General features: G+C 71.4%; 20 protein-coding genes. 9 read left to right on the top strand and 11 right to left on the bottom strand.

Features of this window, described 5'->3' with window-relative positions; translation table 11 throughout:
- Positions 1-95 precede the first annotated feature (95 nt).
- Complete coding sequence (locus PGH47_RS04465) at positions 96-647, bottom strand: ATP-binding protein (protein ID WP_271662329.1); 552 nt, start codon at positions 645-647, stop codon at positions 96-98.
- A gap of 184 nt (positions 648-831) precedes the next feature.
- Positions 832-1155 carry a hypothetical protein gene (locus PGH47_RS04460; RefSeq protein WP_030955556.1) on the bottom strand — a complete coding sequence of 108 codons (324 nt, stop codon included), beginning with the start codon at positions 1153-1155 and terminating at the stop codon, positions 832-834.
- A gap of 341 nt (positions 1156-1496) precedes the next feature.
- Between PGH47_RS04460 and PGH47_RS04455 the strand changes: the two genes are divergently transcribed.
- Positions 1497-2621: a PLP-dependent cysteine synthase family protein gene (locus tag PGH47_RS04455; protein ID WP_271662328.1), complete on the top strand. Its 1125-nt coding sequence runs from the start codon at positions 1497-1499 to the stop codon at positions 2619-2621.
- Positions 2622-2776: 155 nt separating this feature from the next.
- On the opposite strand, the gene PGH47_RS04450 is transcribed toward PGH47_RS04455, so the two are convergent.
- Together PGH47_RS04450 and PGH47_RS04445 are read right to left on the bottom strand one after the other, a co-directional pair.
- A complete protein-coding gene (locus tag PGH47_RS04450) occupies positions 2777-3250 on the bottom strand; it encodes an SRPBCC family protein (RefSeq protein ID WP_030955552.1) in 474 nt (157 codons plus the stop codon).
- Positions 3251-3308: 58 nt separating this feature from the next.
- The gene (locus tag PGH47_RS04445; protein ID WP_271662327.1) at positions 3309-4139 is read right to left on the bottom strand and encodes a DeoR/GlpR family DNA-binding transcription regulator; all 831 of its coding nucleotides are present in this window, start codon (positions 4137-4139) and stop codon (positions 3309-3311) included.
- A gap of 317 nt (positions 4140-4456) precedes the next feature.
- Here PGH47_RS04445 and PGH47_RS04440 point away from each other — a divergent pair, with 317 nt between their 5' ends.
- A complete protein-coding gene (locus PGH47_RS04440; protein WP_271662326.1) occupies positions 4457-6787 on the top strand; it encodes a hypothetical protein in 2331 nt (776 codons plus the stop codon).
- A 9-nt stretch (positions 6788-6796) separates the two neighbouring features.
- Here the strand turns inward: PGH47_RS04440 and PGH47_RS04435 are convergent, their stop codons facing one another.
- The 4 genes from PGH47_RS04435 to PGH47_RS04420 all read right to left on the bottom strand — a co-directional run bounded on the left by PGH47_RS04435 (position 6797) and on the right by PGH47_RS04420 (position 11440).
- Positions 6797-9238, bottom strand: coding sequence for a right-handed parallel beta-helix repeat-containing protein (locus PGH47_RS04435; RefSeq protein ID WP_271662325.1), 2442 nt, complete (start codon positions 9236-9238; stop codon positions 6797-6799).
- Positions 9239-9347: 109 nt separating this feature from the next.
- On the bottom strand, positions 9348-9953 hold the full coding sequence (locus PGH47_RS04430) for an Rv1733c family protein (protein WP_271662324.1): 606 nt from the start codon (positions 9951-9953) through the stop codon (positions 9348-9350).
- Positions 9954-10132: 179 nt separating this feature from the next.
- Positions 10133-10960: an MOSC domain-containing protein gene (locus PGH47_RS04425; protein ID WP_271662323.1), complete on the bottom strand. Its 828-nt coding sequence runs from the start codon at positions 10958-10960 to the stop codon at positions 10133-10135.
- Positions 10961-11005: 45 nt separating this feature from the next.
- The gene (locus PGH47_RS04420; protein WP_271662322.1) at positions 11006-11440 is read right to left on the bottom strand and encodes a DUF6643 family protein; all 435 of its coding nucleotides are present in this window, start codon (positions 11438-11440) and stop codon (positions 11006-11008) included.
- A gap of 298 nt (positions 11441-11738) precedes the next feature.
- Between PGH47_RS04420 and PGH47_RS04415 the strand changes: the two genes are divergently transcribed.
- Positions 11739-13004, top strand: a complete 1266-nt coding sequence (locus PGH47_RS04415; protein ID WP_271662321.1) for a TerD family protein — start codon at positions 11739-11741, stop codon at positions 13002-13004.
- Here PGH47_RS04415 and PGH47_RS04410 read toward each other — a convergent pair whose 3' ends face one another.
- The gene (locus PGH47_RS04410) at positions 13005-14180 is read right to left on the bottom strand and encodes a glycosyltransferase (protein WP_271662320.1); all 1176 of its coding nucleotides are present in this window, start codon (positions 14178-14180) and stop codon (positions 13005-13007) included.
- A 57-nt stretch (positions 14181-14237) separates the two neighbouring features.
- On the opposite strand from PGH47_RS04410, the gene PGH47_RS04405 reads away from it, so the two are divergent.
- Both PGH47_RS04405 and PGH47_RS04400 read left to right on the top strand, forming a co-directional pair.
- Entirely contained in the window at positions 14238-15023 is a 786-nt protein-coding gene (locus PGH47_RS04405; RefSeq protein WP_271662319.1) for a glutamate racemase, read from the top strand.
- Between the two features lie 130 nt (positions 15024-15153).
- Entirely contained in the window at positions 15154-15696 is a 543-nt protein-coding gene (locus tag PGH47_RS04400) for a hypothetical protein (RefSeq protein WP_107911523.1), read from the top strand.
- A gap of 205 nt (positions 15697-15901) precedes the next feature.
- On the opposite strand, the gene PGH47_RS04395 is transcribed toward PGH47_RS04400, so the two are convergent.
- Positions 15902-16969: an O-antigen ligase family protein gene (locus PGH47_RS04395; RefSeq protein WP_271662318.1), complete on the bottom strand. Its 1068-nt coding sequence runs from the start codon at positions 16967-16969 to the stop codon at positions 15902-15904.
- 276 nt (positions 16970-17245) lie between these two features.
- On the opposite strand from PGH47_RS04395, the gene lnt reads away from it, so the two are divergent.
- The 4 genes from lnt to PGH47_RS04375 all read left to right on the top strand — a co-directional run bounded on the left by lnt (position 17246) and on the right by PGH47_RS04375 (position 22349).
- On the top strand, positions 17246-18856 hold the full coding sequence (gene lnt, locus PGH47_RS04390; protein ID WP_271662317.1) for an apolipoprotein N-acyltransferase: 1611 nt from the start codon (positions 17246-17248) through the stop codon (positions 18854-18856).
- Positions 18857-18983: 127 nt separating this feature from the next.
- Positions 18984-19463: an NUDIX hydrolase gene (locus tag PGH47_RS04385; protein WP_107911517.1), complete on the top strand. Its 480-nt coding sequence runs from the start codon at positions 18984-18986 to the stop codon at positions 19461-19463.
- A 54-nt stretch (positions 19464-19517) separates the two neighbouring features.
- Positions 19518-20327, top strand: coding sequence for a 3-hydroxybutyrate dehydrogenase (locus tag PGH47_RS04380; RefSeq protein WP_271662316.1), 810 nt, complete (start codon positions 19518-19520; stop codon positions 20325-20327).
- A gap of 75 nt (positions 20328-20402) precedes the next feature.
- Complete coding sequence (locus tag PGH47_RS04375; RefSeq protein ID WP_376055022.1) at positions 20403-22349, top strand: helix-turn-helix domain-containing protein; 1947 nt, start codon at positions 20403-20405, stop codon at positions 22347-22349.
- Between the two features lie 56 nt (positions 22350-22405).
- Here PGH47_RS04375 and PGH47_RS04370 read toward each other — a convergent pair whose 3' ends face one another.
- Positions 22406-23803 (bottom strand): MFS transporter, encoded by a 1398-nt coding sequence (locus PGH47_RS04370; RefSeq protein ID WP_271662315.1) that lies wholly within the window; start codon positions 23801-23803, stop codon positions 22406-22408.
- Between the last annotated feature and the right edge of the window lie 325 nt (positions 23804-24128).

Here is a 24128-nt window from a genome sequence, read left to right as displayed (position 1 = left end):
CGCACAAAGGGGCGTGGCAGGGCCTTCGGGGCCGGCGGCCTGTTCACGGCCGCCGGCCCCGAAGGCCCACCCGTCGAAGCCCCCTCACCGCCCGATCAGCCGGCAACGGCCGATCGGGCGGGAGCGTGTTCGGGCCGGCTCAGGTCGACGCGCTGTCCGACCTCCGCGAACCGCCGCGCGGGCGTCTCCACGGTCACGGTCGTCGTCCGCTGTGGAGGGCGCGCGGGCGTGGCCCGTACCGCCGCCACGGGCGCCGGCAGCGAGAACCACACGATCTTGCCCGACTCGTCGGGCCGCACACCCCAGCTCTCGCTGACCGCGGCCACCATCGCCAGGCCGCGACCGCAGGTGGCGAGCGCGTCGGCGCCCGCGGCCTCCGCCACGACCGGCAGACGGGGGTCGCAGTCGCGCACCGAGACCGTGAGCCGGTCGAGCAGGAGCTCGATCTCCACGGTGCACGTCTTGTCGGGCTGCGCGTGCTGGTGGACGTTGGTCAACAGCTCGGTCACACCGAGCGCGGCGCGGTCTATCAAGGGGTCCAGATGCCAGTAGCGCAACTGCGCAGAGACGATTCTGCGGACCTGGCCGATCCGCGACGGCAGGGCTTGGAGCTCCACCGTGCAGTGCCTGCTTGGGTAGCTGATCACGGCTGCGACTCCCCGACTGAAGAGGTCCGGAAGAACACGGAGTACGGATCCAGCAGGGTGCTTGAAGAAAACGGCCGCCTGCTGTCATGGCCGGCGGGCTGGTTCGCAGCGTTGTCGCCGGTAAACCCAGAGTGACGTGAGACCAGAGTGACGCAGGAGTTGCGAGACCGCAACTCGCCGTGACTCAGCCCTTACGCCCCGCAGCCTTCCGTACGGCCTCGATGAACCGGCGCGCCGCGGGCGGACCGGGCTCGCCCGGCGCGGGGTCGTGATCGCCCAACGTCAGTGAGTAGCGGTTGCCGTTGAGGTCGGCGAGCGCCCGGTCGTCCGCGGCGAACCAGGGCTTGGACGCCCGCACCGCCTGTACCGGCGCGCTGTCGATCTCGCTGCCGTAGCTGGTGAGCAGTTGCAGCCTGCCGTCGCTTATCCGCACCTGTCCGGCCCGGGTCAGGGAGCGCAGTCGCTTCCCGATCCGCACGCCCGTGGCCCTGAACTCCGGCTCAGCCATGCCCCGCCCCTTAGCGCGTGTCGGTGTGCCGGTCCGTCCCGCGTGGGCCGTGGCCGGCTCCGGTCGTGATCCAGTGTGCCCCCCGTCCGGGAACGCTGTCCCGTCCGGTGCAGTCTGCCCGCGGACCGCGTCGAGCACCAGTACGCACGTCATGCCTGGACCGGGCCGTTCGGAGCACTCGCGCGAATGCGCCCCCGAAGGCCCGGTGAGACATCGGTCCAGGGATGCCTTTGAGGCTCTCAAAGGTGTGTTTATGCAGGTGAGAAGCGTGCGGAAGATGTCTATGCTCGAAGCGACGGCGGCGCGAGCCGGCGCTGCCGCACAGCTTGAGGAGCACCGCCGTGAGCACCGTCCAGCAGACCCCGTCCGGCGTGACCCTCGACGTCGACCACACCGACGCCGCCTACCGTGTCTGGCTGAAAGATGCCGTGCGCAAGGTCCAGGCCGACGCCAACCGTTCGGCCGACACGCACCTGTTGCGCTTCCCGCTGCCGGAGCAGTGGGGCATCGACCTGTACCTCAAGGACGAGTCGACGCACCCGACCGGAAGCCTCAAACACCGGCTAGCCCGCTCGCTGTTCCTGTACGGGCTGTGCAATGGCTGGATCCGGCCGGGCCGCCCGGTGATCGAGGCGTCCAGCGGTTCGACGGCCGTCTCCGAGGCGTACTTCGCGAAGCTGATCGGCGTGCCCTTCATCGCGGTCATGCCCCGCACGACCAGCGCCGAGAAGTGCCGCCTCATCGAGTTCCACGGCGGACAGTGCCACTTCGTGGACGACTCACGGAAGATGTACGAGGAGTCCGCCCGCCTCGCGGTGGAGACCGGCGGCCACTACATGGACCAGTTCACCTACGCCGAACGGGCAACGGACTGGCGCGGCAACAACAACATCGCCGAGTCCATCTTCCGCCAGCTCCGGCTGGAACGGTTCCCGGAGCCCGCGTGGATCGTCGCCACCGCCGGCACCGGCGGTACCTCCGCGACCCTCGCCCGGTACGTCCACTACATGCAGTACGACACCCGGATCTGTGTCGCCGATCCGGAGAACTCCTGTTTTTTCGAGGGCTGGACCAACGGCGATCCGGACGTCACCTGCGACTGCGGCTCCCGCATCGAGGGCATCGGCCGCCCGCGCATGGAGCCCAGCTTCGTGCCCGGCGCGATCGACCGGATGATGAAGGTCCCGGACGCGGCGAGCGTGGCCGCCGTCCGCGCCCTGGAGCAGGCCATCGGCCGCAAGGCGGGCGGCTCCACCGGCACCGGCCTGTGGAGCGCCCTGAAGATCGTCGCCGAGATGGTCGCCGAGGGACGCCGGGGGAGCGTGGTGACCCTGCTCTGCGACCCGGGCGACCGCTACCTCGACAAGTACTACTCCGACGCGTGGCTGACCGAACAGGGCCTGGACATCGCCCCGTACGCGACGGCCATCGAACAACTGCTGCAGACGGGCGTCTGGCCCGAGTGACAGAAGTTTGGGCGGTCTGATCCAACTGCCTTCGGCAACGCCCTGAGCGCCCTCGGCGCAACTGCCCACGGCCCGGCAACGCCCTCAGGGGCGCGGGGAACTGCGCGACCGGCCACGACGGCCCCGCAGACGACCGACGACCTCTCCCGGCTCCCCTAGCGGAGCGACAGGCGCCGGTCCAGCGCACCCACCGCGCTGCGGAACGTCCGCCCCAGCCCCGGCTTCGCAAGCCCGAAAGCGAACCGGAACGGCGCAGTACCGTCCACGGCGAACGTCCACTGCACACGCGTGCCCGTCCCCGCCGGAGCGAGCCGCCATTCCTCCACCATCGCCCGCGCTCCCGGCGCGTTCGTGAGGTCGACGCGATAGGCGTACACCTCGGGGCTCTTCGCCGCGAGTATCGTCTCCTCGAAGCGCGTGCCGCCCTTGAGCCGCACCTCGCGCCGGGCCCCGTCATCCAGCGGGCGGGCCAGCGTCACCGCCGAGAACCAGTCCGGCCAGCCCGGCACATCCTCGGCGAGCGCCCGGTACACCGTCTCCGGCGAAGCCGAGATCTCCCGCGCGAAGACATGCCGCACCGGCGCGCGCCCCACGAAGTCGATCCCCACCTCACGCAGCAGGTGTGCCATGGATGTACCCCCCTGTGCCGACAGTGCTCCGGGCAGCGCCACCCTAGCTGGCACCCCGTCAGATGTCTGCACCCTCATCGGGCTCACCGGCCACCACCAGCCGCCGCAGGTGCTCCGAGACCTCCGAGCGCGCCGCGCTCTCCAGCCCGGCGTCCGTCACCAGCGTGTCGACCTGCTCCAGCGCCGCGAACGAACTCAGCCCCACCACACCCCACTTGGTGTGGTCGGCGACGACCACGACCCGCCGCGCCGACTGCACGAGGCGCCGGTTGGTCTCGGCCTCCGCGAGGTTGGGCGTGGACAGGCCGGCCTCGACCGATATGCCGTGCACACCGAGGAACAGCACGTCGAAGTGGAGCGCCGCGATCGCCTGGTCGGCCACCGGGCCCACCAGCGAGTCGGACGGGGTACGCACCCCGCCGGTCAGCACGACCGTGGCCGCGCCCTGCCGGGGGCCCGTCGTGCGCTGCGCGGCGTGGAACACATCGGCCACCCGCACCGAGTTGGTGACCACGGTCAGGTCGGGAACGTCGACCAGCTGATGCGCCAGTGCGAAAGTCGTCGTACCGCCCGACAGCGCGATCGCGCTGCCCGGCGCGACCAACTCGGCCGCCGCCCGCGCGATGTCCTCCTTGGCCGTCAGCTCCAGACCCGACTTGGCCTCGAAGCCCGGCTCGTGCGTGCTGGCCTCGACCACCGGGACCGCACCGCCGTGCACCTTCTCCAGCACGCCCTGCCGGGCGAGCGCGTCGAGATCGCGGCGCACCGTCATGTCCGACACGCCGAGCTTGCGGGTCAGCTCGTTGACGCGGACCCCGCCTCGCCGCCGGACCTCGTCCAGGATCAGGGCGCGCCGCTGCTCCGCGAGGAGGTTCTGATTCTCGCTCACGTACGCTCCGGTCCTTTCGCCGCTGCCGTCCGACATCCCTGCGCACCCCCTCCGACAAGGACATTCTCGCGCCTTCCGGGGCGCGGGACGACCCATCCTCGCACGGTAGGGCAAGGGTCGCGCCACTGGCCGTCCCGACGCGCGCATGTCACTTCGGCATCTCCCGTTCCCCTGTCCTTCACACGGAACGGGGAGATTCCGTGACGAGAGGTGTGAGGGGCCGCTCAGATGGAGATCCTTGTGCCCGCACGGACAGAAGCCGACGGCTCGTCACGGGGGAAGTGCGAAGAGTGGAACGTGCGCCGGAACGCGCCGCCATGACCAGGGCGGACGCGACCACGAAGGAGCCCGCGGACCAGGGCACGAGCGCCGCGAGCGGGGGAGCCGCGCTGGAACTCCTGGTCCACGGCGTCGGTGGCACCACGCCGCAGGAGATGCTCGACGACCCGCGAACCGTGCGGATCACCGGCGACGACACGGCCGCCGTCTTCCGCCGCGCCGACGACGTCGACGCCGAGGACCGGCCGGACGACCAGCGGGAACTGCCCGTCCCCGAGGCCTACGTCTGGTGCAACCTCACCTCCGGCAACAGCGCCCGCGCCCTGTGGCTGTTACTGCTGCCGTTCATGGTGGTCAACCTCGCCCACTGGATGCGCCCCGCCACCCGTGACCGCACACGGACGGTGCGTCTGTACGGCCTGCTCGTACGCCTCGCCGGGCTGACGCTGACCGTGCTGCTCGTCGCGGCCGCGTGCGAGGTCGCCCTCGACCTCGTGGCCTGGCAGTGCGCGGGCACACGCGCGTGCGCCGAGCGGCACAGCTGGCTGGGCTTCCTGTCGCCCACGGTCTCGGACGGCGGCTGGTGGAGCGACCCCGGCCGCAGGCTCGCCCTCGCGGCCGTGGTGCCCGCCGGGCTGACCGGCCTGCTGTGGTACCTCTCCCGCCGCACCTGGAGCGCGTACGAGTCCCAGCAGCCGATGACCCGCGAGGCCGAGCCCGACGAGGAGTCCGGCGGCACCTCGCTGGGCCGCCCCGGCTTCTGGTACGGCCGCCGTCTGGTCGCCCGGCTGCGCGCCGCGCACACCGCCGCGGGACTGCTCACCGTCGCCGCGGCGGTCGCTTCCGCGGCGGCCCGCCACGACCGCCGCTCCGGCGGCCCCGCGCTCCTCGACACACTCGGCTGGGCCCTGGACGCGGCGATCGTCGCCTGCGCGGCCGCCGCGGTCTGGGTGGTCTGCCGCCGCGGCCGCAGCGAGAACCGCCTCGACCGGGAACTCGACGAGCACCTCGTACGACGGCTGCCCCTTGCCGCCCTCGTCCTGCTGGCGCTCGCCCTGGTGTACGCCGGATGGGACCGGCCGGGCTGGACGTCGACCGGCCGCCTCCCGGGCGACCCCACCTTCGGCGCCATCGCCTTCTTCCAAGGGCTGCTGGTCATCGTCCTCGCCGTGGTCGCGCACGTCCTGCACCGCACACGGCCCGACCCGCGCGCCGCGATGCGCGGCCTCGGCGGACCGGCCGTGGCGATGCTGGCCTGCGCCCTCGGCGGAGTCATGTCCGGCGGGGTCGCCCAGCGGGTCGCGGACTGGCTGGACGGCACCGGCGCGTCCATAGTCGGCCCGCCTGTCCTGCTGACCTGGCAGGCGTCCGTGATCCCGCCGCTGCTCGTCCTCCTGCTGCTGCTCTGCGGCGGGCTCGGATGGCGGGCCTGGCGGCTGCGCCGCACCGAGCTCGGCAACGTCGAGGTCGACTACGTCGGAGAACCCCGCGACACGGCCCGCACCCGCCGCATCGCGACCACGCGCGCGATGGCGACGCTCACCGACCGTGCCCCCCTCGTCGTCGCCGTCACGTCCACGGCGACCCTGCTCCTCGGCGCCGGCGCCCTGGTCGGCGCTCTGACCACGGACAAGACACCGAGCGAGGCCGCGGGCGGCACGTACGCCTTCGTGCACGGCGGCGCCGAGACCGCGCAGGCGCTCGGCTCCTGGCTGATCGGCTTCGGCTTCATACTGTTCGTCACCTGGGGCAGGCGCGCCTACAAGGACGCCTCGGCGCGGCGCACCATCGGCATCCTCTGGGACGTCGGCACATTCTGGCCGCGCGCCGCACACCCCTTCGCGCCGCCCTGTTACGCCGAGCGGGCGGTGCCCGACCTGACCTGGCGGATGGCGACCTGGACCCGCGCCGGGGAAGGCCGCCGCCTCGTCATCTCCGGGCACTCCCAGGGCAGCGTGCTCGCGGCCGCCGCGGCCTGGCAGCTCACACCCGCCGACCGCAAGCGGGTCGCGCTCCTGACCTACGGCTCTCCGCTGGAGCGTCTGTACGGCCGCTGGTTCCCGGCCCACTTCGGCCAGGACGCGCTCACCCAGCTGCACGACGAGGTCGACTGCTGGCGCAACCTGTACCGGCCCACCGACCCCATCGGCGGCCCCGTACGACTGCCCGGCGACTGCGGCCCAGCCGTGGACCGCGAGGCCCTCAAGGACCCGCTGGCGTACGGCCGTACCCCCGAACATCCGCTGCCGGCGCCCATCCTCGGCCACGGCGACTACCAGGCGGACCCGGCGTTCGCGGAGGAACGGGAACTGCTGCTGGCGCGGCTCAGGCCGGAGCTGCCGGCCCAGCGACCGCAGGGCGAGGACTGAGCGTTGTCGTCAGGGCAGCTCGGGGAGATCGTCGGAGTAGAGCAGCGTCAGGTCGTCCGTGCTGGGCTCCTCCAGCTGGGCGACCCGGCTCGCGTGCCGTTCCACCATCGCCTCGAAGGTCTGGCGCGCCGTGCGGCCGTTGCCGAACGCGGGGCCCTTGGGGATCGCCGTGAAGTACTTCTGCAGGGCCTCCGAGAGCCCCGGACCGAGCCGGTACTCGTGCTCCTCGGCCTGCTGTTCCACGATCCGCAGCAGCTCCTCGGGGCCGTAGTCGCTGAAGGTGATGGTCCGTGAGAAGCGGGACGCCACACCGGGATTGACCGACAGGAAGCGCTCCATCTCGGCGGTGTAGCCGGCCACGATCACCACGACCGCGTCCCGGTGGTCCTCCATCAGCTTCACCAGCGTGTCGATGGCCTCCTTGCCGAAGTCCCGGCCCGAGTCCTCCGGCGACAGCGCGTACGCCTCGTCGATGAACAGCACACCGCCGCGCGCCTTGTCGAAGGCCTCCTGCGTGCGGATCGCGGTGGAGCCGATGTGCTCGCCGACCAGGTCGACGCGGGACACCTCGATCAGGTGGCCCTTCTCCAGGACGCCGAGGGAGGCGAGGATCTCGCCGTAGAGGCGGGCGACCGTCGTCTTGCCGGTACCGGGGGAGCCGGTGAAGACCAGATGGCGCTTGACGGACGCCGCCTTGAGACCGGCCTGCTGACGACGCCGGCCCACCTCGATCATGTCGGTGAGGGCGCGCACCTCGCGCTTGACGCTGTCCAGGCCCACCAGGGCGTCCAGTTCACCGAGGACGGCCTTGGAGGTCCGCGTCGGCTGCTCGGCCTCGGCGGCGGCGATCAGCGGCTCCTGCTCGGTGGTGCGCTGGCCGGGGATGGCGCCGAGGAGGCCGGTGGACTGGTTGGCCGTCTGCACGACGGGCTCCGGCGCCGGAGCCGGCTGCCTGAGGCCCGCGCTCTCGTCGCTGGTGCAGTCCTCCACGTCCGGGCCCGCCCCGGACGCTGCGTCCGGGCCGCCGTCCGCGAACTCGTAACCGCCGCGCGCACACCGCTCCGTACGGCACTTCCGCAGCGTCGTACGGCAGCCGTCGATCACATGGAAGCCGTAGCCGGCGCTGCCCCTGACCCGGCAGTTCAGGAACGTGCCGCGGCCGCCCGCGGAGACGTAGAACCCGGCTTCTGCGGGGGACTCGACCGTGCAGCGCTCGATAGTGGGGTCGGCACCCTTGGTGACGATCACGCCGGTCTGCGTGCCGTCCACGGTGCAGTTGTTGAGGGTGCCGCCGCTGCCGTGGTCGCGGAACCAGGCGCCGGTCGCCGCGTCCCGGATCCGGCAGTCGTCGAGCTGCGCGGTCGCCCCGTCGCTCACCGACACGGCCGTGTTGCGCACCTGCGAAAGGTCACTGTCGACGACGTCCGCGCGCGAGCCGCGGTCGAGGACGAACAGCGCGTCCGGCACGTCGTGCACCCGGCACGAGTCCAGGACGGCGGTCGCACCGTCGCTGACCCACACCGCCGGGTAGTCGCCCGTGCTGTCGAAGATCTCGCACTGGTTCGCGTCCACGCGCGTGCCCGGATCCCACACCGACAGGCCGTTGCGCCCGAACTGACGCACCGTCGTGCGGGTCAGCGTCAGCACGGAGCGGGAGCGCAGGTCGACCGCGTTCTCCGGGATGTCGTGGATACGGCAGTCCGCCAGCGTCAGCACCGCGTCGGTGTCGAGGGTGACACCGTCGGCCGTGGTCCGGTGCACATCGCAGTCGGTGAGATGGGCGGTGGCCCGTCCGGTGACCTGGACACCCGAGCCCCGGACCTCGTAGACCTCGCAACCGACTGCTTCCAGGGCGGAGTTCTCGCCGGTCGCCGTCAGCCCCGAGCCGGATGCGTGGTGCACCCGGCAGCGCTCCAGGCGGGGGTGGCCCCCGCCACGCACGGCGATGCCCGCCTGCCCGGCCGCGACGACCTCGCACTCCTCGAACACACCGCCCCCGCCGTCGAGTACGGCGATGCCGATGCCCGCGGGGTTGTCGACGGTGCAGCGCCGCACGGTCGGCCGCGCACCACCGCGCACCTCGATCCCCGCAGCGGACCGCGTGACGATCCGAACGTCCGTCAGCTCCGGCGTGCCCTCCTCGACGAGCAGCGCGGGCGCCGCCGCGTCCTGGCCCTCCACGTGCAGGTCCTGGACCACCGCCGAGGCACGCACCGTCAGCGGCACACCGTCCACGGGTGCGATGCGCACCGAGCCGGGGGAGCCCTCGGGGCCGCGCAGGGTCACCGCCCGCTGGACGACGAGGTTCTCCCGGTAGGTGCCGGGCGCGACGGTGAGGACGTCACCGTCGGCCGCGGCCTCCAGGGCGGCGGCGAGCGACGCGTACTCACCCGTGCGGCGCCGCCACCGCGATGTGCCGGTGTGCGTCACCTGGACCGTGCCCTGTGCCATGGCGTTGACGTGCCCCCACCTCGTAGTACGCGGGTTCTGCTGCCGAAGAGTACGGCCGGTCCACCGTAGCGTGCGCGCGGGCGGTGGGTTGACCAGAGCCGGAAGGCCGTCAACTGCCGGTGCCGGTCCGCCCCCAGTCCGGCCCTGCTTTGTCCCAGGCCTGGTCCCAACGGTCGTACCGGAGACGGACCATGCGCCACACGATCAGCCGTCTGACGCCCTCGATGAGCCCGGCCGCCAGCAGGGCCGCGCCGACCCCGGCGATCACGGCGTGCGTCGCCGCCGTCGCGGCGTCCAGCGGGCGGGCCACGGTTCGGCCCTGCCGGTCCGTCCACATCCGGAAGCGGTCGCCCGGCTCGGGTCTGTCGAGGCTCGTCATCACCCGGCCCTGGTGCAGGGTGCCGTCCGGTGCGGTCCAGTCGGCCAGGACCCGGGTGCGCTTGTCCCGCCCGGTGGCCGACTCGGGGTCCACGTCCAGCGAGGAGCCTGGCACCCTGCGGACCACCGTCGCCGTCACCAGGTGCCGGGACGCGCGCTGTTCACGTACGGAACTCTGCAAGGCGCCCTGGGCCAGGCCGCCGACGAAGGAGCCCACCAAGGGCGTCACGACCAGGATCAGCAGCAGGGCCGCGAGAGCGACCCAGGCCTCGGCCAGATCGGTCGCCCGACGCAGCGGATTGTGCCGCCAACGCCAGAGTCCGCTGATCGCCCGCATCGCCGGCCACCCCCTTCCCGCCTCCGTGATAACCCGTGGCGGAGCCGTTCACCCGGGGGCCCCGCCGAAGAGAGAGCGAAATCACCTGAGTCGGGCCCTCTCAGGAAGTTCTCACAAAAGGCCCAACGCATGGACCCCGGGCCGTGGTTCCCGCCCGGTCGACGTCGCGGGGATCTTCCTCAATCGAGGATGGTGACGGTATCGCCGACCCGGATCGTGCCGCGGTTCAGGGGCACCAGATTCTGGCCGAACACCAGCTTGCCGCCGATGCGGCGATGTCTGCCGAGCGTGAGCAGGGGCTCCCTGCCGCGCTCGGCGGTGCCCTGGTCGGTGGTCGTCACGACGCAGCGCCCGCACATCTTGGGCACGCGGAAGGCGACCTCGCCGATGGAGAGGCGCGACCAGTCGTCCTCGGCCCAGGCTGCGGTGCCCGACACGACGACGTTCGGCCGGAAACGGTTCATGGGCAGTGGGCCCTCGTGCGCGTGGTCACCCTGCGCGATCAGGGAATTGAGAGCGTCGAGCGAGGCCGTCGAGGTGAGCAGCAGGGGATAGCCGTCGGCGAAGCTGACCGTCTCACCCGGCAGGGCGTACTCCGGGTCGACGGGCCGGCACGTGCCGGGATGGGGCATGTGGACGAGGCGCACATCGGCGCCGAGATAGGTGCTGCACCAGGCATGCACGGCGTCGTCCTCGGCGAGGACCGCGTCGACCTTGTCGCGGAAGATCTCCACGGGAACGGTGCCGACCCTGCTCGGCACGGGCACGCTCAGCGGCTCCATGCCGGGCGCGCTCAGCAGAACGCCGCCGCCGGGCAGCAGCCCGGCGGCGGCCAGCGCCAGACGCGGTTGCTGGCGCTGCGTAACGACCTTTCCCCCGACGTCGATCAGCATCCAGCGTCGATCTCCGGCCGGCCCCCAGGGCTCCACGACGGCTTCCCGGAGCGCTGTGCCCCGGAACGCCTTGACCGGATGAACGTGAACCGACTGCAGCTGTGCGTGCCCCATGGAGCCATCGTGCCAGGTGGCACCGACAGCCCCGTGGGGAGCGGATCAGTAGCCGCGGTACTGCTGGTTGTTGTACGGGTCCTGATAGGGAGCCGGGGCGGGACGCGGAGCCGCGGGGCGCATCGCCTCGTAACCCATGCCGCCGGGGGCCACCGGCCGTGGCTGCTGAGCCTGCTGCGGACCCGGGTAGCCGCGCGGGGCCGCCTGCTGCGGGATGTAGGCCGCGGGCGCCTGCTGGAGCGGAGCCGGCTGCTGCGCCTGCGGATAACCGTAGGAGGGCTGGGACGGTGCCGCCGGGAGGGCGGGCAGTGCCGACGGCAGGGCAGGCAGGTTGCTGCCCGGCATGTCGTACGCGGCGGGGACCCGGATCGGGGCGATCTGCGGGGTGCCCCGCTCGGCGACGAGCCTGTCGTAGATCGGGGTGTCCGGGAAGGAGGCGGAGTAGTAGCCGCCGCCATAGGTGGAGCGGGGGGAGGTCATGGCACATAAGGTAAGCCCACGATGTGCTGGTTGGGGAGACCGATAAGAGGGTTGTTTTATGTGTCCGCAGTGACGCCGGATCCCCAATGCGAGCGAACTTGGCAAAAAGGGACGCCAATCCGCGCTCGGATCGTGTAAATGCCGAGTCCGGGCGGGTTACCGGGGGTTGACCACGGGTGTTTCCACGCCCCTCGTGGGACTTCGATGTCGCGCGGAATAGGTTGACCCTGTACAAGAACCCAATGAGCTGCCGGGACATGCCTGGCGCCGTGAGCCGGTGATGGGGGCGGACATGTCAATGCCGAAGGGATCGAATGTTCCGGTGCCGACGACGGCACTGCGGGTCGAATTGGGCTGGCGCTCCGGACCGGGAGTACCCGACGCGGACGCCTCCGCACTGTTGCTCGTCGGCGGAAAGGTCCGCTCCGACGCCGACTTCGTCTTCTACAACCAGCCCGCGCACTCCTCCGGCGCGGTCCGGCACGAGGGCAAGAGGGACGCCGGCGGGCAGGTGACCGACAGCATTCACGTCGACCTCGCGCGCGTGGAGCCCGCCATCGAGACCGTCATCCTCGCCGCCTCCGCGGACGGCGGCTCGTTCGGCCGGGTGCCCGGCCTCTACATCGAGGTCAAGGACGCGGCCCAGGGGACCGTCGTCGCCCGCTTCGACAGCACCGGCGCCGACGTCGAAACCGCTTTCGTCCTCGGCGAGTTCTACCGCCGTCAGGGCGCCTGGAAGTTCCGCGCCGTCGGCCAGGGCTACAGCAGCGGCCTGGAGGGCCTGGCCACCGACTACGGCATCACGGTCGACGAACCCCAGCAGGCGGCACCCACGGCAGCGCCGGCCGCACCGCCGACCCCCACGATGGCCCCGCCTCCGCCCGCCATGCCGCCGGTCCCCCCGCCCACGCCCCAGTCGGCGCCGGTCAGTCTGAGCAAGGTCACACTCACCAAGGCGGCCCCCGCGGTCTCGCTGACCAAGCAGGGCGGCACCTCGGGCGCCATGCGCGTGAACCTCAACTGGCAGGTGCGCAAGCAGTTCTCGGGCTGGGCGAGCAAGCTGGGCCGCCCCGTCGCCATGCACAATGACCTCGACCTCGACCTGTGCGCCCTGTACGAGCTGACCGACGGCAGCAAGGGCGTGATCCAGTCCCTCGGCAACGCCTACGGCGCCCTGCACCAGCCCCCGTACATCCACCTCGACGGCGACGACCGCACCGGTGCCGTGGCCGGCGGCGAGAACCTCACCGTCAACCTCGACCAGCAGCGCGCCTTCCGCCGCATCCTGGTCTTCGTCACCATCTACCAGGGCGCGCGCTCCTTCGCCGACCTGCACGCCACGGTCACCCTCACACCGCAGCACGGCGCCCCGATCGACTTCTCCCTCGACGAGTGCACGGTCCCCTCCACGGTGTGCGCCCTCGCCCTGATCACCAACACCGGCGACGACCTGATCGTCCAGCGCGAGGCCCGCTACCTGGTCCCCGAGCGCGGCGTCAGCCCGCAGCGCACGGTCGACTACGCCTACGGCTGGGGCATGAACTGGACCCCCGGCCGCAAGTAGTCACCCCTCCTCGGGCAGCGCGTCCGGACGTGCGTAGGTGCGGCCCTTCCAGGCCGCACCGCGCCCCCTGTAGTGCTGCACCGCGGAATCGACCGTCATCAGGAGATAGAGGAACGCGGTGAACGGCAGCAGGGGAGCGAGCCACAGCGGCTGCCCGTAGTAACGGAGCATCGGGACGTACGTCCCCGTCATCACAACCCACGCCAGACCGCCGCAGACCGCCGTCGCCGTGTCCCCGCCCGCCAGACCCACGACGAGCGCCGCGGGCGGCACCAGATACACCAGCGCGAGCCCGGCGACCGTCCCGGCCAGCACCACCGGATTGTGCCTGAGCTGCGCGTACGCGCTCCGCGACACCATCCGCCACAGGTCACCGAGCCGCGGATACGGCCGCACGCTGTCCACCCGCTCGGCCAGCCCCAGCCAGATGTGGCCGCCACCGCCCTTGACGGCCCGCGCGAGCGCCACGTCGTCGATGACGGCATGCCGGATGGCGTCCGGGATCCGCGCCCGTTCCGCAGCCTCGGCCCGCAGCAGGACACAGCCACCCGCGGCGGCCGCAGTCCGAGACCCCTTCCTACCGATCCGACGGAACGGATAGAGCTGCGCGAAGAAGTACACGAAGGCAGGCACGACCAGCCGCTCCCACAGGCTCTCCACCCGCAGCCGCGCCATCTGTGAGACCGCGTCGAAGCCACCGGAGCGCGCTGCCGCGACCAGCTCGCGCAGGCTGTCGGGCGCGTGCGCGATGTCGGCGTCCGTAAGAAGGAGGTACTCGGGGTCATGCGCGCGTGCCAGGCCGATGCCGTGCCGCACCGCCCACAGCTTGCCCGTCCAGCCCGCGGGCGGCTCGCCGGGGGAGTCCACCGTCAGCGGCAGCCCTCCATGGCGGCGCGCGAGCTCACGCGCCAGCTCCCCGGTGCCGTCCGAACTGCCGTCGTCGATCAGGAAGATCTCGGCCCGCCCCGGGTAGTCCTGGGCGAGCAGCGACGGCAGGCTCAGCGCGAGCACCGCGGCCTCGTCGCGCGCCGGCACGACGACGCAGACAGACGGCCACTCGTCCGGCCGGGTCCGCTGCGGGAGCCTGACATCCGTACGCCAGAAAAAGCCCTGACAGAGCAGCAGCCACAGCCAGGCGGCGAGTGATCCGGCGGCGGTCCACGCGAAGGCGCTCACCCGCGCAGTCTGCCCCACGGGAGCGGCCCGCAAGGGCCCATCGTCTATCGTGGCCGGGTGAAGATCGCGCTGATGGACTCCGGAATCGGCTTGCTCGCGGCCACCGCCGCGGTACGGCGGCTGCGACCCGACGCAGATCTCGTGCTCTCACTCGACCCTGACGGCATGCCCTGGGGTCCCAGGACTCCCGAAGACCTCACCCGGCGCGCCGTGGCCGTCGCCGACGCCGCCGCGGCGCACCGGCCCGACGCCCTGATCATCGGCTGCAACACCGCGACCGTGCACGCGCTGCCCACCCTCCGCGCGCGCCTCGAACCCGCCATACCGGTCGTCGGCACCGTCCCGGCCATCAAGCCGGCCGCGGCCGGCGGCGGCCCCGTCGCGATCTGGGCCACCCCCGCCACCACCGGCAGCCCCTACCAGCGCGGGCTGATCAACGACTTCGCCGACGGCGTGACCGTCACCGAAGTGCCCTGCTTCGGACTCGCCGAGGCGGTCGAGCACGCGGACGAGTCGGCGATCGACGCCGCCGTCACCGCGGCCGCCGCCCTCACCCCGCTGGACGTGACGACCGTAGTCCTGGGCTGCACCCACTACGAACTCGTCGCCGAGCGCATCCGCGCCGCCGTCCAGCGCCCCGACTTCCCGCCGCTCGTACTGCACGGCTCCGCAGGAGCGGTCGCCGCGCAGGCCCTCCGTCGGCTCGGCGAGCAGCCCGCCCCCGGGGCGGAGGCGAAGGGCACCTTGACCGTGCTGCTGAGCGGCCGCGAGGGCAAGCTCCCCGAGCCCGCCCTGGCCTACGCGGAGGGTCGCCTTCTCCACGCGGTCAGCCCCGCGCAGTGACCGACGATCACCGCCCGCGGACATGAGCCGGCGGACGTGACGGACGGCGCGGATCCGCTGTGCTCCGGTCGGCGGAGTCACCCTGGGCCACGAGGTACCAACGCAGCGAATCCTGAGTAACCTCATAGCCATGAGGGACCACCCCCACGGCAGGAAGCCGCATCCTGATGTGTGGACCGGGCGCGCGACCAACCGGGTCCAGTGGTTGCTGGCGCTCGTTGGCGCCGCCTGTATGGCGCTCGGAGTCGAGCTGGCCGTCGACTCGCCGTGGACCGGCGGTGTCGCCCCCCTCGTCATGGCCGTCGTGGGCTGTATCGCCGCCGGACTGCTGGTTCTCTTCGGCACCCTGGCGTTCGTGCACGTGGCCCTGAAGGTCGACCAGGAGTGCCTCGAGGTGCGCTGCGGCCACATCGGTGTGCCGCGCCGCCGTATCCCCTTGTCCGAGGTCGTCGGCGCCGAGTTCGTTCCACTGGTCACTCCGCGCCACTGGGGTGGCTGGGGTTACCGGTGGCGTCCCGAGAAGGGCACCGCCGTTGTCGTAAGGCGGGGTGAGGGCCTGGTACTGCGGTTGGGTGACGGCCACACGTTCACCGTCACCGTGGATGACGCGGAGGCGGCGGTGGGGGTCATCGAGGAACGCTTGCGGACTCGGAAGGTCGGCACGGTTCACTGAGCTGGGGCTGGCTGCCGGGCGGGGATCGGCGTTGGCGTTTCACTGGGCTGGTTGCTGGTTGCTGGTTGCTGGTCGCCGGTCGGTGCCCCGCGGTTGCTCGTCGGGCACTGCTTGCCGCGGGTGAGGGTGGCTGCTGGGCCCATGTGTGCGGACAACACAGCGGTCCGCGGGGGCATGGCCATGGGCAACGGCGCCGTACGCCAGGTCATGGAGCCAGTTGGTCGCCACGCGTGCGTACGTCGTCCTCGCGCTGCGTCGACTCGACGGCGATCGGGCGTGCTGTAGCCAGCCCCGCCAGCAGGCCCGCTCCCACGGACACCGTGGTGAAGCTGAGCGCATTGCCGACCGCGGCGATGCCTGCCAGCGCGGTGAGTGCCGCACCCGCGGTGAGGGCTACGGGGGTGGGGCGGGCGGTGCGCCACAGAGCGAACAGCATCCAGCAGAAGGCCGCCGCCAGCAGCAGTACGCCGACGACTCCCTGTTCCGCAGCCTGCTGCAAAGGTGCCGAGTGCGGCTTGCCGTCGGACAACAGCGTCCCGGTCGCCGTCGAACTGAGCTCGCCGAAGCGGCCAGGACCCACACCCAGGGCGAGGTCCTCGCGCGCCAGGTGCAGCGCGTCCTGCCACAGCTGGATCCGGTGCCCGGTCAGCTGACCCTGAAGCCAGGTCAGCAGACCGCCGGGCACCACGTTCCCGGCGACCGCCCAGATCAGGCCGGTGACCGAGGCCGCCGCCAGGGCCAGCCCCGCGATGCCCACGCCGCGGTGGCGGAGGTGGCCGGCCGCGAGCGAGCACACCAGGACGGCGGAACAGGTGACGAAGCCGCTGGTCGAGCCCAGGACTGCCGCGGTCACCGTGATCCCACCGGCGAGCAGACGCAGGGCCAGGCGCAGCAGTGGCGCCGAGGCGGACCAAGCGGCGCAGCAGGCAGCGCCGGTCGCGAGCGTCAGCACCGCGGCGGTGGCTCCCGCGTGGCCCAGCGGCGTGACGAGTTGCGGGCCGGGCGACAGATGGGGAACGGTCAGCGTCAGGCCCACTCCGGCCAGAGCCGCGGCGCAGGGTACGGCCACCGGAAGCAGCGCCCCGCCGATCCGGCCCGCGGCATAGCCGGCCGCCACGGCGAGGATCGCGAGCAGCACACCCTCGGGGCGGCCGTCGTGCATGGCAGCGGAGATCAGCGCCCAGGCGGCGCAGGCTCCCAGCACCACGACGCCCGCCGCATCAGAAACGTTTCGTCTGTCGCCGTCCTCTTGCGGACCTGCCGAGGACGTCATTCTTGCGACACCCACCCCGCCCCCCGAAACCGGTCCCCCGACCTGTGACGGAGCCTCGGCCAGCCGGACCTGACCGGCCGGTACGAATGAGGCTCCGGCATACCGTAACGGCTTATGGCCGGTTTGTGGACGTGTCGTGCAGGAACGGTGCGGCGTGGGATCTCGCCGTGCGGCGATTCGAGGTCGCAATCAGTGCCCTCGGCCGTGTGTCGTGGGCCCCGCCCGTGAGACGGACCGCGCTGTCCGTGCCAAGGTCAACCGCCGTACACTCCCGGAGTGACCGTCACCGCAACCTCCGTGGACGAGTCGGACCAGCTCGACCCGCAGACCGCGCCCGTCTCGCGCGCGGCACGACTCGTGCGCCTGGTTCCGGCCCTCGCCGCTGCGCTCTCCGGAGTGCTGCTCTACGTCAGCTTCCCGCCGCGCACCCTGTGGTGGCTGGCCCTGCCCGCCTTCGCCGTCTTCGGCTGGGTACTGCGAGGGCGTAGCTGGAAGGCGGGCCTCGGCCTCGGCTATCTCTTCGGCCTCGGCTTCCTGCTGCCACTGCTGGTGTGGACCGGTGTGGAGGTCGGCCCGGGACCCTGGCTGGCGCTCGTCGTGATCGAAGCGGTCTTCGTCGCGCTGGTGGGCGCGGGAGTCGCCGCGGTGTCGAAGCTGCCGGGCTGGCCGGTGTGGGCGGCGGCGCTCTGGATCGCCGGAGAGGCGGCACGCGCGCGTGCGCCGTTCAACGGCTTCCCCTGGGGCAAGATCGCATTCGGCCAGGCCGACGGTGTCTTTCTGCCGCTCGCGGCCCTGGGCGGCACACCGGTGCTGGGCTTCGCGGTCGTCCTGTGCGGCTTCGGTCTCTACGAGGTCGTACGCCTGGCCGTGGAGCGGCGGCGCACCCGGGCCGTGCAGCGGTCCGCCGCGGCCGTGGCCCTGCTCAGCGTCGCCGTGCCCGTAGTGGGTGCCGTGGCCGCGCGGCCACTGGTCAGCGACAAGGCCGAGGACGGCACCGCGACCGTCGCCGTCATCCAGGGCAACGTGCCGCGCGCGGGACTCGACTTCAACGCCCAGCGACGGGCCGTACTCGACTACCACGCGCGCGAGACCGAGCGCCTGGCCGCCGAGGTCAAGGCGGGCAAGGTCGAACAGCCCGACTTCGTGCTGTGGCCCGAGAACTCCTCCGACATCGACCCCTTCGCCAACGCCGACGCCCGCGCCGTCATCAACAAGGCCGCCAAGGCGATCGGCGCGCCGATCTCGGTGGGCGGCGTGGTCGAGCGGGACGGCAAGCTGCTCAACGAGCAGATCCTGTGGGACCCCGAGAAGGGCCCCGTCGACACCTATGACAAGCGGCAGATCCAGCCGTTCGGCGAGTACCTGCCGCTACGGTCGCTCGTCGGGGCGATCAACGAGAACTGGACCTCGATGGTCCGCCAGGACTTCAGCCGCGGCAGCGAGCCGGGCGTGTTCACCATGGACGGCGCCAAGGTCGGTCTCGTCACCTGCTATGAAGCCGCCTTCGACTGGGCGGTCCGCTCCGAGGTCGTGGACGGTGCGCAGATGATCTCCGTGCCGAGCAACAACGCCACCTTCGACCGCAGCGAGATGACCTACCAGCAGCTCGCCATGTCCCGCGTCCGCGCCGTCGAGCACAGCCGGACGGTCACCGTCCCGGTGACCAGCGGCGTCAGCGCGATCATCATGCCGGACGGCAGGATCACACAGCGGACCGGCATGTTCGTGGCCGACTCCCTCGTCCAGAAGGTCCCGCTGCGCTCCAGCGAGACCCCTGCCACCCGGCTCGGCATCCTGCCGGAGATCGCCCTGGTGCTGATCGCAGCGGGCGGCCTCGGCTGGGCGATCGGTGCCGGGATGCGCGCACGGCGGGCCGCGGACGCGTAGCCGCAAGAGGACGCGTAGCCGAAAGGCGGCGGTCGCGTCCGTCGCGTGGACCGCCTGCCGGTCGTGCTGGTAGCAAGCCCGCGAAACCAACCGGGGGCGCCGTCACCGGCCCGTTAGGGTCGGGGACATGGCTACTCCTGACTTCATTCGTACGATCCGTGCCGCCGCTGGTCACCAACTGCTGTGGCTTCCCGGGATCAGCGCCGTCGTCTTCGACGACGAGGGACGGGTCCTGCTGGGGCAGCGCGCGGACAACCACAAGTGGACGGTGATCAACGGCATCCCCGACCCCGGCGAGCAGCCCGCGGCCTGCGCGGTGCGGGAGGTGTACGAGGAGACGGGCGTCCGGTGCGTCCCCGAGCGGGTCGTGCTCGTTCGGTCCAGCGGTGAGGTCACCTATCCCAACGGCGACATGTGCCAGTTCATGGACATCACCTTCCGCTGCCGTGCCGTCGGCGGCGAGGCACGGGTGAACGACGACGAGTCGGTCGAGGTCGGCTGGTACGAGGTGGACTCGCTGCCCGAGATGGAGGAGCGCCAGCTATTTCGGATCAAGCAGGCACTGGCCGATGAACCCACGTGGTTCGAGCCTATGAGTACGGACTGAAGTATGGGTTGCGACCATATGTGGCCTGGCAGGGGCGCTGCCTAGGGTCGAACCATGACCCCGCCCAACACCCTCCCGGCTCAAGGCTCGCCCTTGCCCTCCCCGCTCGACCTCGGCGGCCGTACCGCCCTTGTCACCGGAGCTGCCGGTGGCATCGGCCGCGCCTGTGCGCTACGGCTCGCGGCCGCAGGGGCCAAGGTCAGAGCGGTCGACCGGGATGCCGCCGGTCTGGAGGAGCTCGCCGAGCAGGCCCGCGGGCTCGCCGGCGCCGTCGAACCCCATGTCCTGGATCTGACCGACCTGGACGCCGCGGAGCTCGCCGCCGCCGGCACCGACGTCCTGGTGAACAACGCCGGGTTGCAGTTGGTGCGCCCCATCGAGGAGTTCCCGCCCGACGTCTTCCACACGGTTCTCACCGTGATGCTGGAGGCGCCGTTCCGGCTCATCCGTGGAGCCCTGCCCCATATGTATGGGCAGGGCTGGGGCCGGATCGTCAATGTGTCCTCCGTACATGGGCTGCGGGCCTCGGCATTCAAGGCGGCCTATGTGGCCGCCAAACACGGCCTTGAGGGACTCTCCAAGACCGCGGCCCTGGAGGGCGCACCACATGGCGTCACCTCGAACTGTGTGAACCCCGCCTATGTGCGCACTCCACTAGTCGAGAAGCAGATCGCCGACCAGGCCACAGCGCACGGCATCCCCGAGGAGCGAGTGGTGTCCGAGGTGATGTTGCAGGACAGCGCGGTCAAGCGGCTCATCGAACCGGAGGAGGTCGCCGAAGCCGTGGCGTATCTGTGCAGCCCGCACGCTTCCTTCGTGTCCGGTACCTCGCTCGTGCTCGACGGTGGCTGGACCGCGCACTGACCGGCAGGGGCCGGCGGAAATCCGAGTTATCCACAGGGCTGACGGGGTGGCGGTGCGATGAGCAATCCTGTCGGTATGCCCCGCGATCACATGCACCCCGACCAGCGTTCACCGGCCGCCGCCGGAGCGCCCCTGAGCAGCGCCGAGACACCGTTCCTTGAGCTGCTGGCCAGGGGCGCGTCCGCCGACGCCTATGAACAGCCGGTGCTGCTGGCCCGTGCCGAGGGCAGATCCACCGAATGGATCGTCGCCCTCGAACAGGCCAAGCTGCTCGCGCTGCGCGTCCGCTCCGAGCTGGAGGGACGCCGCAGACGCGAGGCTGAGCTGTCGGCCCTCTTCGAGACGGCCCACGACCTGGCCGGCCTGCGGGACCTGGACGCCGTGCTCCAGGCGATCGTGCAGCGCGCCCGGTCCCTGCTCGGTACGGACGTGGCGTATCTCAGCCTGAACGACCCGGCGCGGGGCGACACCTACATGCGGGTGACCGAGGGCTCGGTCGCCGCCCGCTTCCAGCAGCTCCGGCTCGGCATGGGGGAGGGCCTGGGCGGACTCGTCGCGCAGACGGCCCGCCCCTATGTCACCGACGACTACTTCAAGGACGACCGCTTCCAGCACACCCTCACCATCGACGCCGGTGTGCGTGACGAGGGGCTGGTCGCCATCCTCGGGGTGCCGCTGACGCTGGGCCACCATGTCATCGGGGTCCTCTTCGCGGCGGACCGGCGCGCCCGGGTCTTCGAGCGCGAGCAGATCGCGTTGCTCGGCTCCTTCGCCGCTCTCGCAGCGGCCGCCCTCGACACCGCGAACCTGCTCACCGAGACCCGCTCGGCCCTCGCCGACCTGGAACGGGCCAACGAGATCATCCGGGACCGCAGCGGAGTCATCGAACGCGCCTCGGACGTGCACGACCGGCTCGCCCAGCTCGTGCTGCATGGCGGTGGGGTGCACGACGTGGCCGCAGCCGTCTCCCAAGTCCTCGACGGCACGGTCGAGTTCACGGAGGCGGCCGCCACACCCGCCAGAGCTCTGGAGGCGGCCCGAGCGGAGGGCCACGCGGTACGGCACGGCGACGACTGGATCGCAGCCGTGGTCGCAGGGGGTGAACTCCTCGGCGCGCTGGTCCTGCGCGGCCACCCCGGCCTCGACCCCGTGGACCAGAGCACGCTGGAACGAGCCGCGACCGTCACCTCTCTCCTCCTGCTCGCCCGACGTTCCGCTGCCGAGGCCGAACAGCGGGTCCGGGGCGAACTGCTGGACGACCTCCTCGACGCCCGCGACCGCGACCCGCGGCTGCTGCGCGAGCGTGCGGCGCGGCTGTACGCCGACCTCGACGCAACCCACGTCGTCCTCGCCGCCCGCCTCGACGTCACGTCGGCCGACGCCGACCAGGAGGCGTCCGCCCGCAGACGCCTGTGGTCCGCCGCGTCCCACCTCGCCGCGACCCGGCACGGCCTGGCCGCCGCCCGCGACGGCGGCACGGTACTGGTCCTGCCCCTCGAAGGAGGGGACACCGCCACCGCCGTGGCCCGCCGAACGGCGCGCCACCTGGGAACGGCTGTCCAGGAGTCGGTCACCGTCGGTGCCTCCGCTCCGGTGGAGGCACCTGCCGCCCACCCCGAGGCCGTGGCCGCCGCCTACGACGAGAGCCGGCGCTGCCTCGACGCGCTACGGCTGCTGGGCCGCTCCGGCGACGGCGCCGCTGCCGAGGACTTCGGGTTCCTGGGGCTGCTGCTGGCCGGCGACCGGGACATCGCAGGCTTCGTCGACCGTACGATCGGCCAGGTCGTCGCCTACGACGAACGACGCGGTACCGACCTCCTGCAAACCCTCGACGCGTACTTCGCCTGCGGTATGAGCCCGGCCCGCACCAAGGACGACCTGCACGTCCACGTGAACACGGTCGCGCAGCGCCTGGAGCGGGTCGGCCGTCTCCTCGGGGCGGACTGGCAGAGCCCGGCGAGGGTCCTGGAGATCCAACTGGCCCTGCGTCTGCACCGGTTGTCGGCACCGACACAGCGCTGACCCCCGTACGCACGGGGCGTACGGGGGCCGATTCCCACGGCTTCACAGGCGAACCGTCAGACGGTGTGAGCGTCGGCAGCCCGGGCCGCCTTGGGCTCCGCACCTGCCGAGCGCTCCACGTCGGCCAGGTCCCGGTGACGGGTCTCCTTGGCGACACCGACCGCGATGAGCGTCAGGACGGCCGCGCTGATGACGTAGAGGGCGATCGGGGTGGAATTGCCGTACGCGTCCAGCAGCGCGGTGGCGATGAGCGGGGCCGGGGCGCCCGCCGCGACCGAGGCGAACTGGGCGCCGATCGAAGCACCGGAGTAGCGCATCCGCGTCGCGAACATCTCGGAGAAGAAGGCGGCCTGGGGCGCGTACATGGCGCCGTGCAGTACGAGTCCCACGGTCACGGCGAGGAGCAGGTTGCCGAAGCCGCCCGTGTCGATGAGCGAGAAGAACGGGAACATCCAAAGCCCCACTCCGGCAGCACCCAGCAGATAGACGGGACGGCGACCGATCCGGTCCGACAGGGCGCCCCAGCCCGGGATGACCGCGAAGTGGACGGCCGAGGCGATGAGGACCGCGTTGAGCGCCGTCTGCTTGGAGACGCCGGCCGACGTGGTGGCGTACACGAGGATGAACGCGGTGATGACGTAGTAGCTGATGTTCTCCGCCATACGCGCGCCCATCGCCACCAGAACATCACGCCAGTGGTGCCGCATCACGGAGACGAGCGGCAACTTCTCGGCCCCGGCGTCGGCGTCGGCCGCACGCGCCGACTTGCGTGCCTCGGCATGCGCCAACGCCTGCTTGAAGACTGGCGATTCATCGACAGACAGACGAATCCACAAACCGACGATCACCAGCACACCGGAGAGCAGGAACGGTATCCGCCAGCCCCAGCTACCAAACGCACTATCCGACAGCACGGCCGTGAGCAGCGACAACACACCGGTCGCGAGCAACTGACCCGCCGGCGCACCCGTCTGCGGCCACGAGGCCCAGAACCCGCGCCGCCGAGCGTCCCCGTGCTCCGACACCAGCAGCACGGCCCCACCCCACTCACCACCGAGAGCGAAGCCCTGCACCAGCCGCAGCACGGTCAGCAACACCGGCGCCGCGGAGCCGATGGTCGCGTGCGTCGGCAACAGTCCGATCGCGAAGGTGGCCCCACCCATCAGCAGCAGGCTCAACACCAACAGCTTCTTACGCCCGAGCCGGTCCCCGTAATGCCCGAACACGAGCGCACCGATCGGCCGCGCGGCGAACCCGACGGCGTAGGTCAGGAACGACAGCAAGGTGCCGACCAGGGGATCGGAGTCCGGAAAGAACAGCTTGTTGAAGACGAGTGCGGCGGCCGATCCGTAGAGGAAGAAGTCGTACCACTCGATGGTGGTGCCGATGAGGCTGGCGGCGACGATGCGCTTGAGGTTGCCGGGTGGTGGGGGAGCGGTGGTTGCGGAGGCCATGTACGCCACTTCCTCGTGTGCGGTGGGGACGGGTAGGTGTCGGCACACCGTAGAAACACGCAGGTGAGGCGCACATGTGGTGGGACAACATAGTTTGGGGCCGGTGTGTGCGTGTCGCGCCTATGCCAGGTCTAGGAGGTCCGTCTTGTGGGCTTGGCTGGTGGCGTAAGGCGCCATGTCTGTGTTGCGCGGTTCGGGTTGGTTCGGTGGTGCGGGCTGACTCCCTGCTGGTTTGGTGTCGGCTACGCTGCGTTGCACTCGGTCATCGGGCGGGTCGGACCTCACAGGGTGACGCGAATGGCGCTTCCACGCTCCCGCTCGATGG

It is taken from the genome of Streptomyces sp. HUAS 31 (genome assembly GCF_028198125.1).
In the GTDB taxonomy this organism is placed as follows: Bacteria; Actinomycetota; Actinomycetes; order Streptomycetales; family Streptomycetaceae; genus Streptomyces; species Streptomyces chartreusis.
This window is presented reverse-complemented; position numbering and strand designations above follow the sequence as displayed.

Bases quoted from the DNA above. Each gene is read 5' to 3' on its own strand.
- PGH47_RS04450 (WP_030955552.1), bottom strand. From the start codon at position 3,250: ATGGCACACCTGCTGCGTGAGGTGGGGATCGACTTCGTGGGGCGCGCG.
- PGH47_RS04370 (WP_271662315.1), bottom strand. From the start codon at position 23,803: ATGGCCTCCGCAACCACCGCTCCCCCACCACCCGGCAACCTCAAGCGC.
- PGH47_RS04380 (WP_271662316.1), top strand. From the start codon at position 19,518: ATGACCCCGCCCAACACCCTCCCGGCTCAAGGCTCGCCCTTGCCCTCC.
- PGH47_RS04395 (WP_271662318.1), bottom strand. From the start codon at position 16,969: ATGACGTCCTCGGCAGGTCCGCAAGAGGACGGCGACAGACGAAACGTT.
- PGH47_RS04420 (WP_271662322.1), bottom strand. From the start codon at position 11,440: ATGACCTCCCCCCGCTCCACCTATGGCGGCGGCTACTACTCCGCCTCC.
- PGH47_RS04440 (WP_271662326.1), top strand. From the start codon at position 4,457: ATGACCAGGGCGGACGCGACCACGAAGGAGCCCGCGGACCAGGGCACG.
- PGH47_RS04375 (WP_376055022.1), top strand. From the start codon at position 20,403: ATGCCCCGCGATCACATGCACCCCGACCAGCGTTCACCGGCCGCCGCC.
- PGH47_RS04415 (WP_271662321.1), top strand. From the start codon at position 11,739: ATGCCGAAGGGATCGAATGTTCCGGTGCCGACGACGGCACTGCGGGTC.
- PGH47_RS04430 (WP_271662324.1), bottom strand. From the start codon at position 9,953: ATGCGGGCGATCAGCGGACTCTGGCGTTGGCGGCACAATCCGCTGCGT.
- PGH47_RS04400 (WP_107911523.1), top strand. From the start codon at position 15,154: ATGAGGGACCACCCCCACGGCAGGAAGCCGCATCCTGATGTGTGGACC.
- PGH47_RS04460 (WP_030955556.1), bottom strand. From the start codon at position 1,155: ATGGCTGAGCCGGAGTTCAGGGCCACGGGCGTGCGGATCGGGAAGCGA.
- PGH47_RS04435 (WP_271662325.1), bottom strand. From the start codon at position 9,238: ATGGCACAGGGCACGGTCCAGGTGACGCACACCGGCACATCGCGGTGG.
- PGH47_RS04385 (WP_107911517.1), top strand. From the start codon at position 18,984: ATGGCTACTCCTGACTTCATTCGTACGATCCGTGCCGCCGCTGGTCAC.
- PGH47_RS04425 (WP_271662323.1), bottom strand. From the start codon at position 10,960: ATGGGGCACGCACAGCTGCAGTCGGTTCACGTTCATCCGGTCAAGGCG.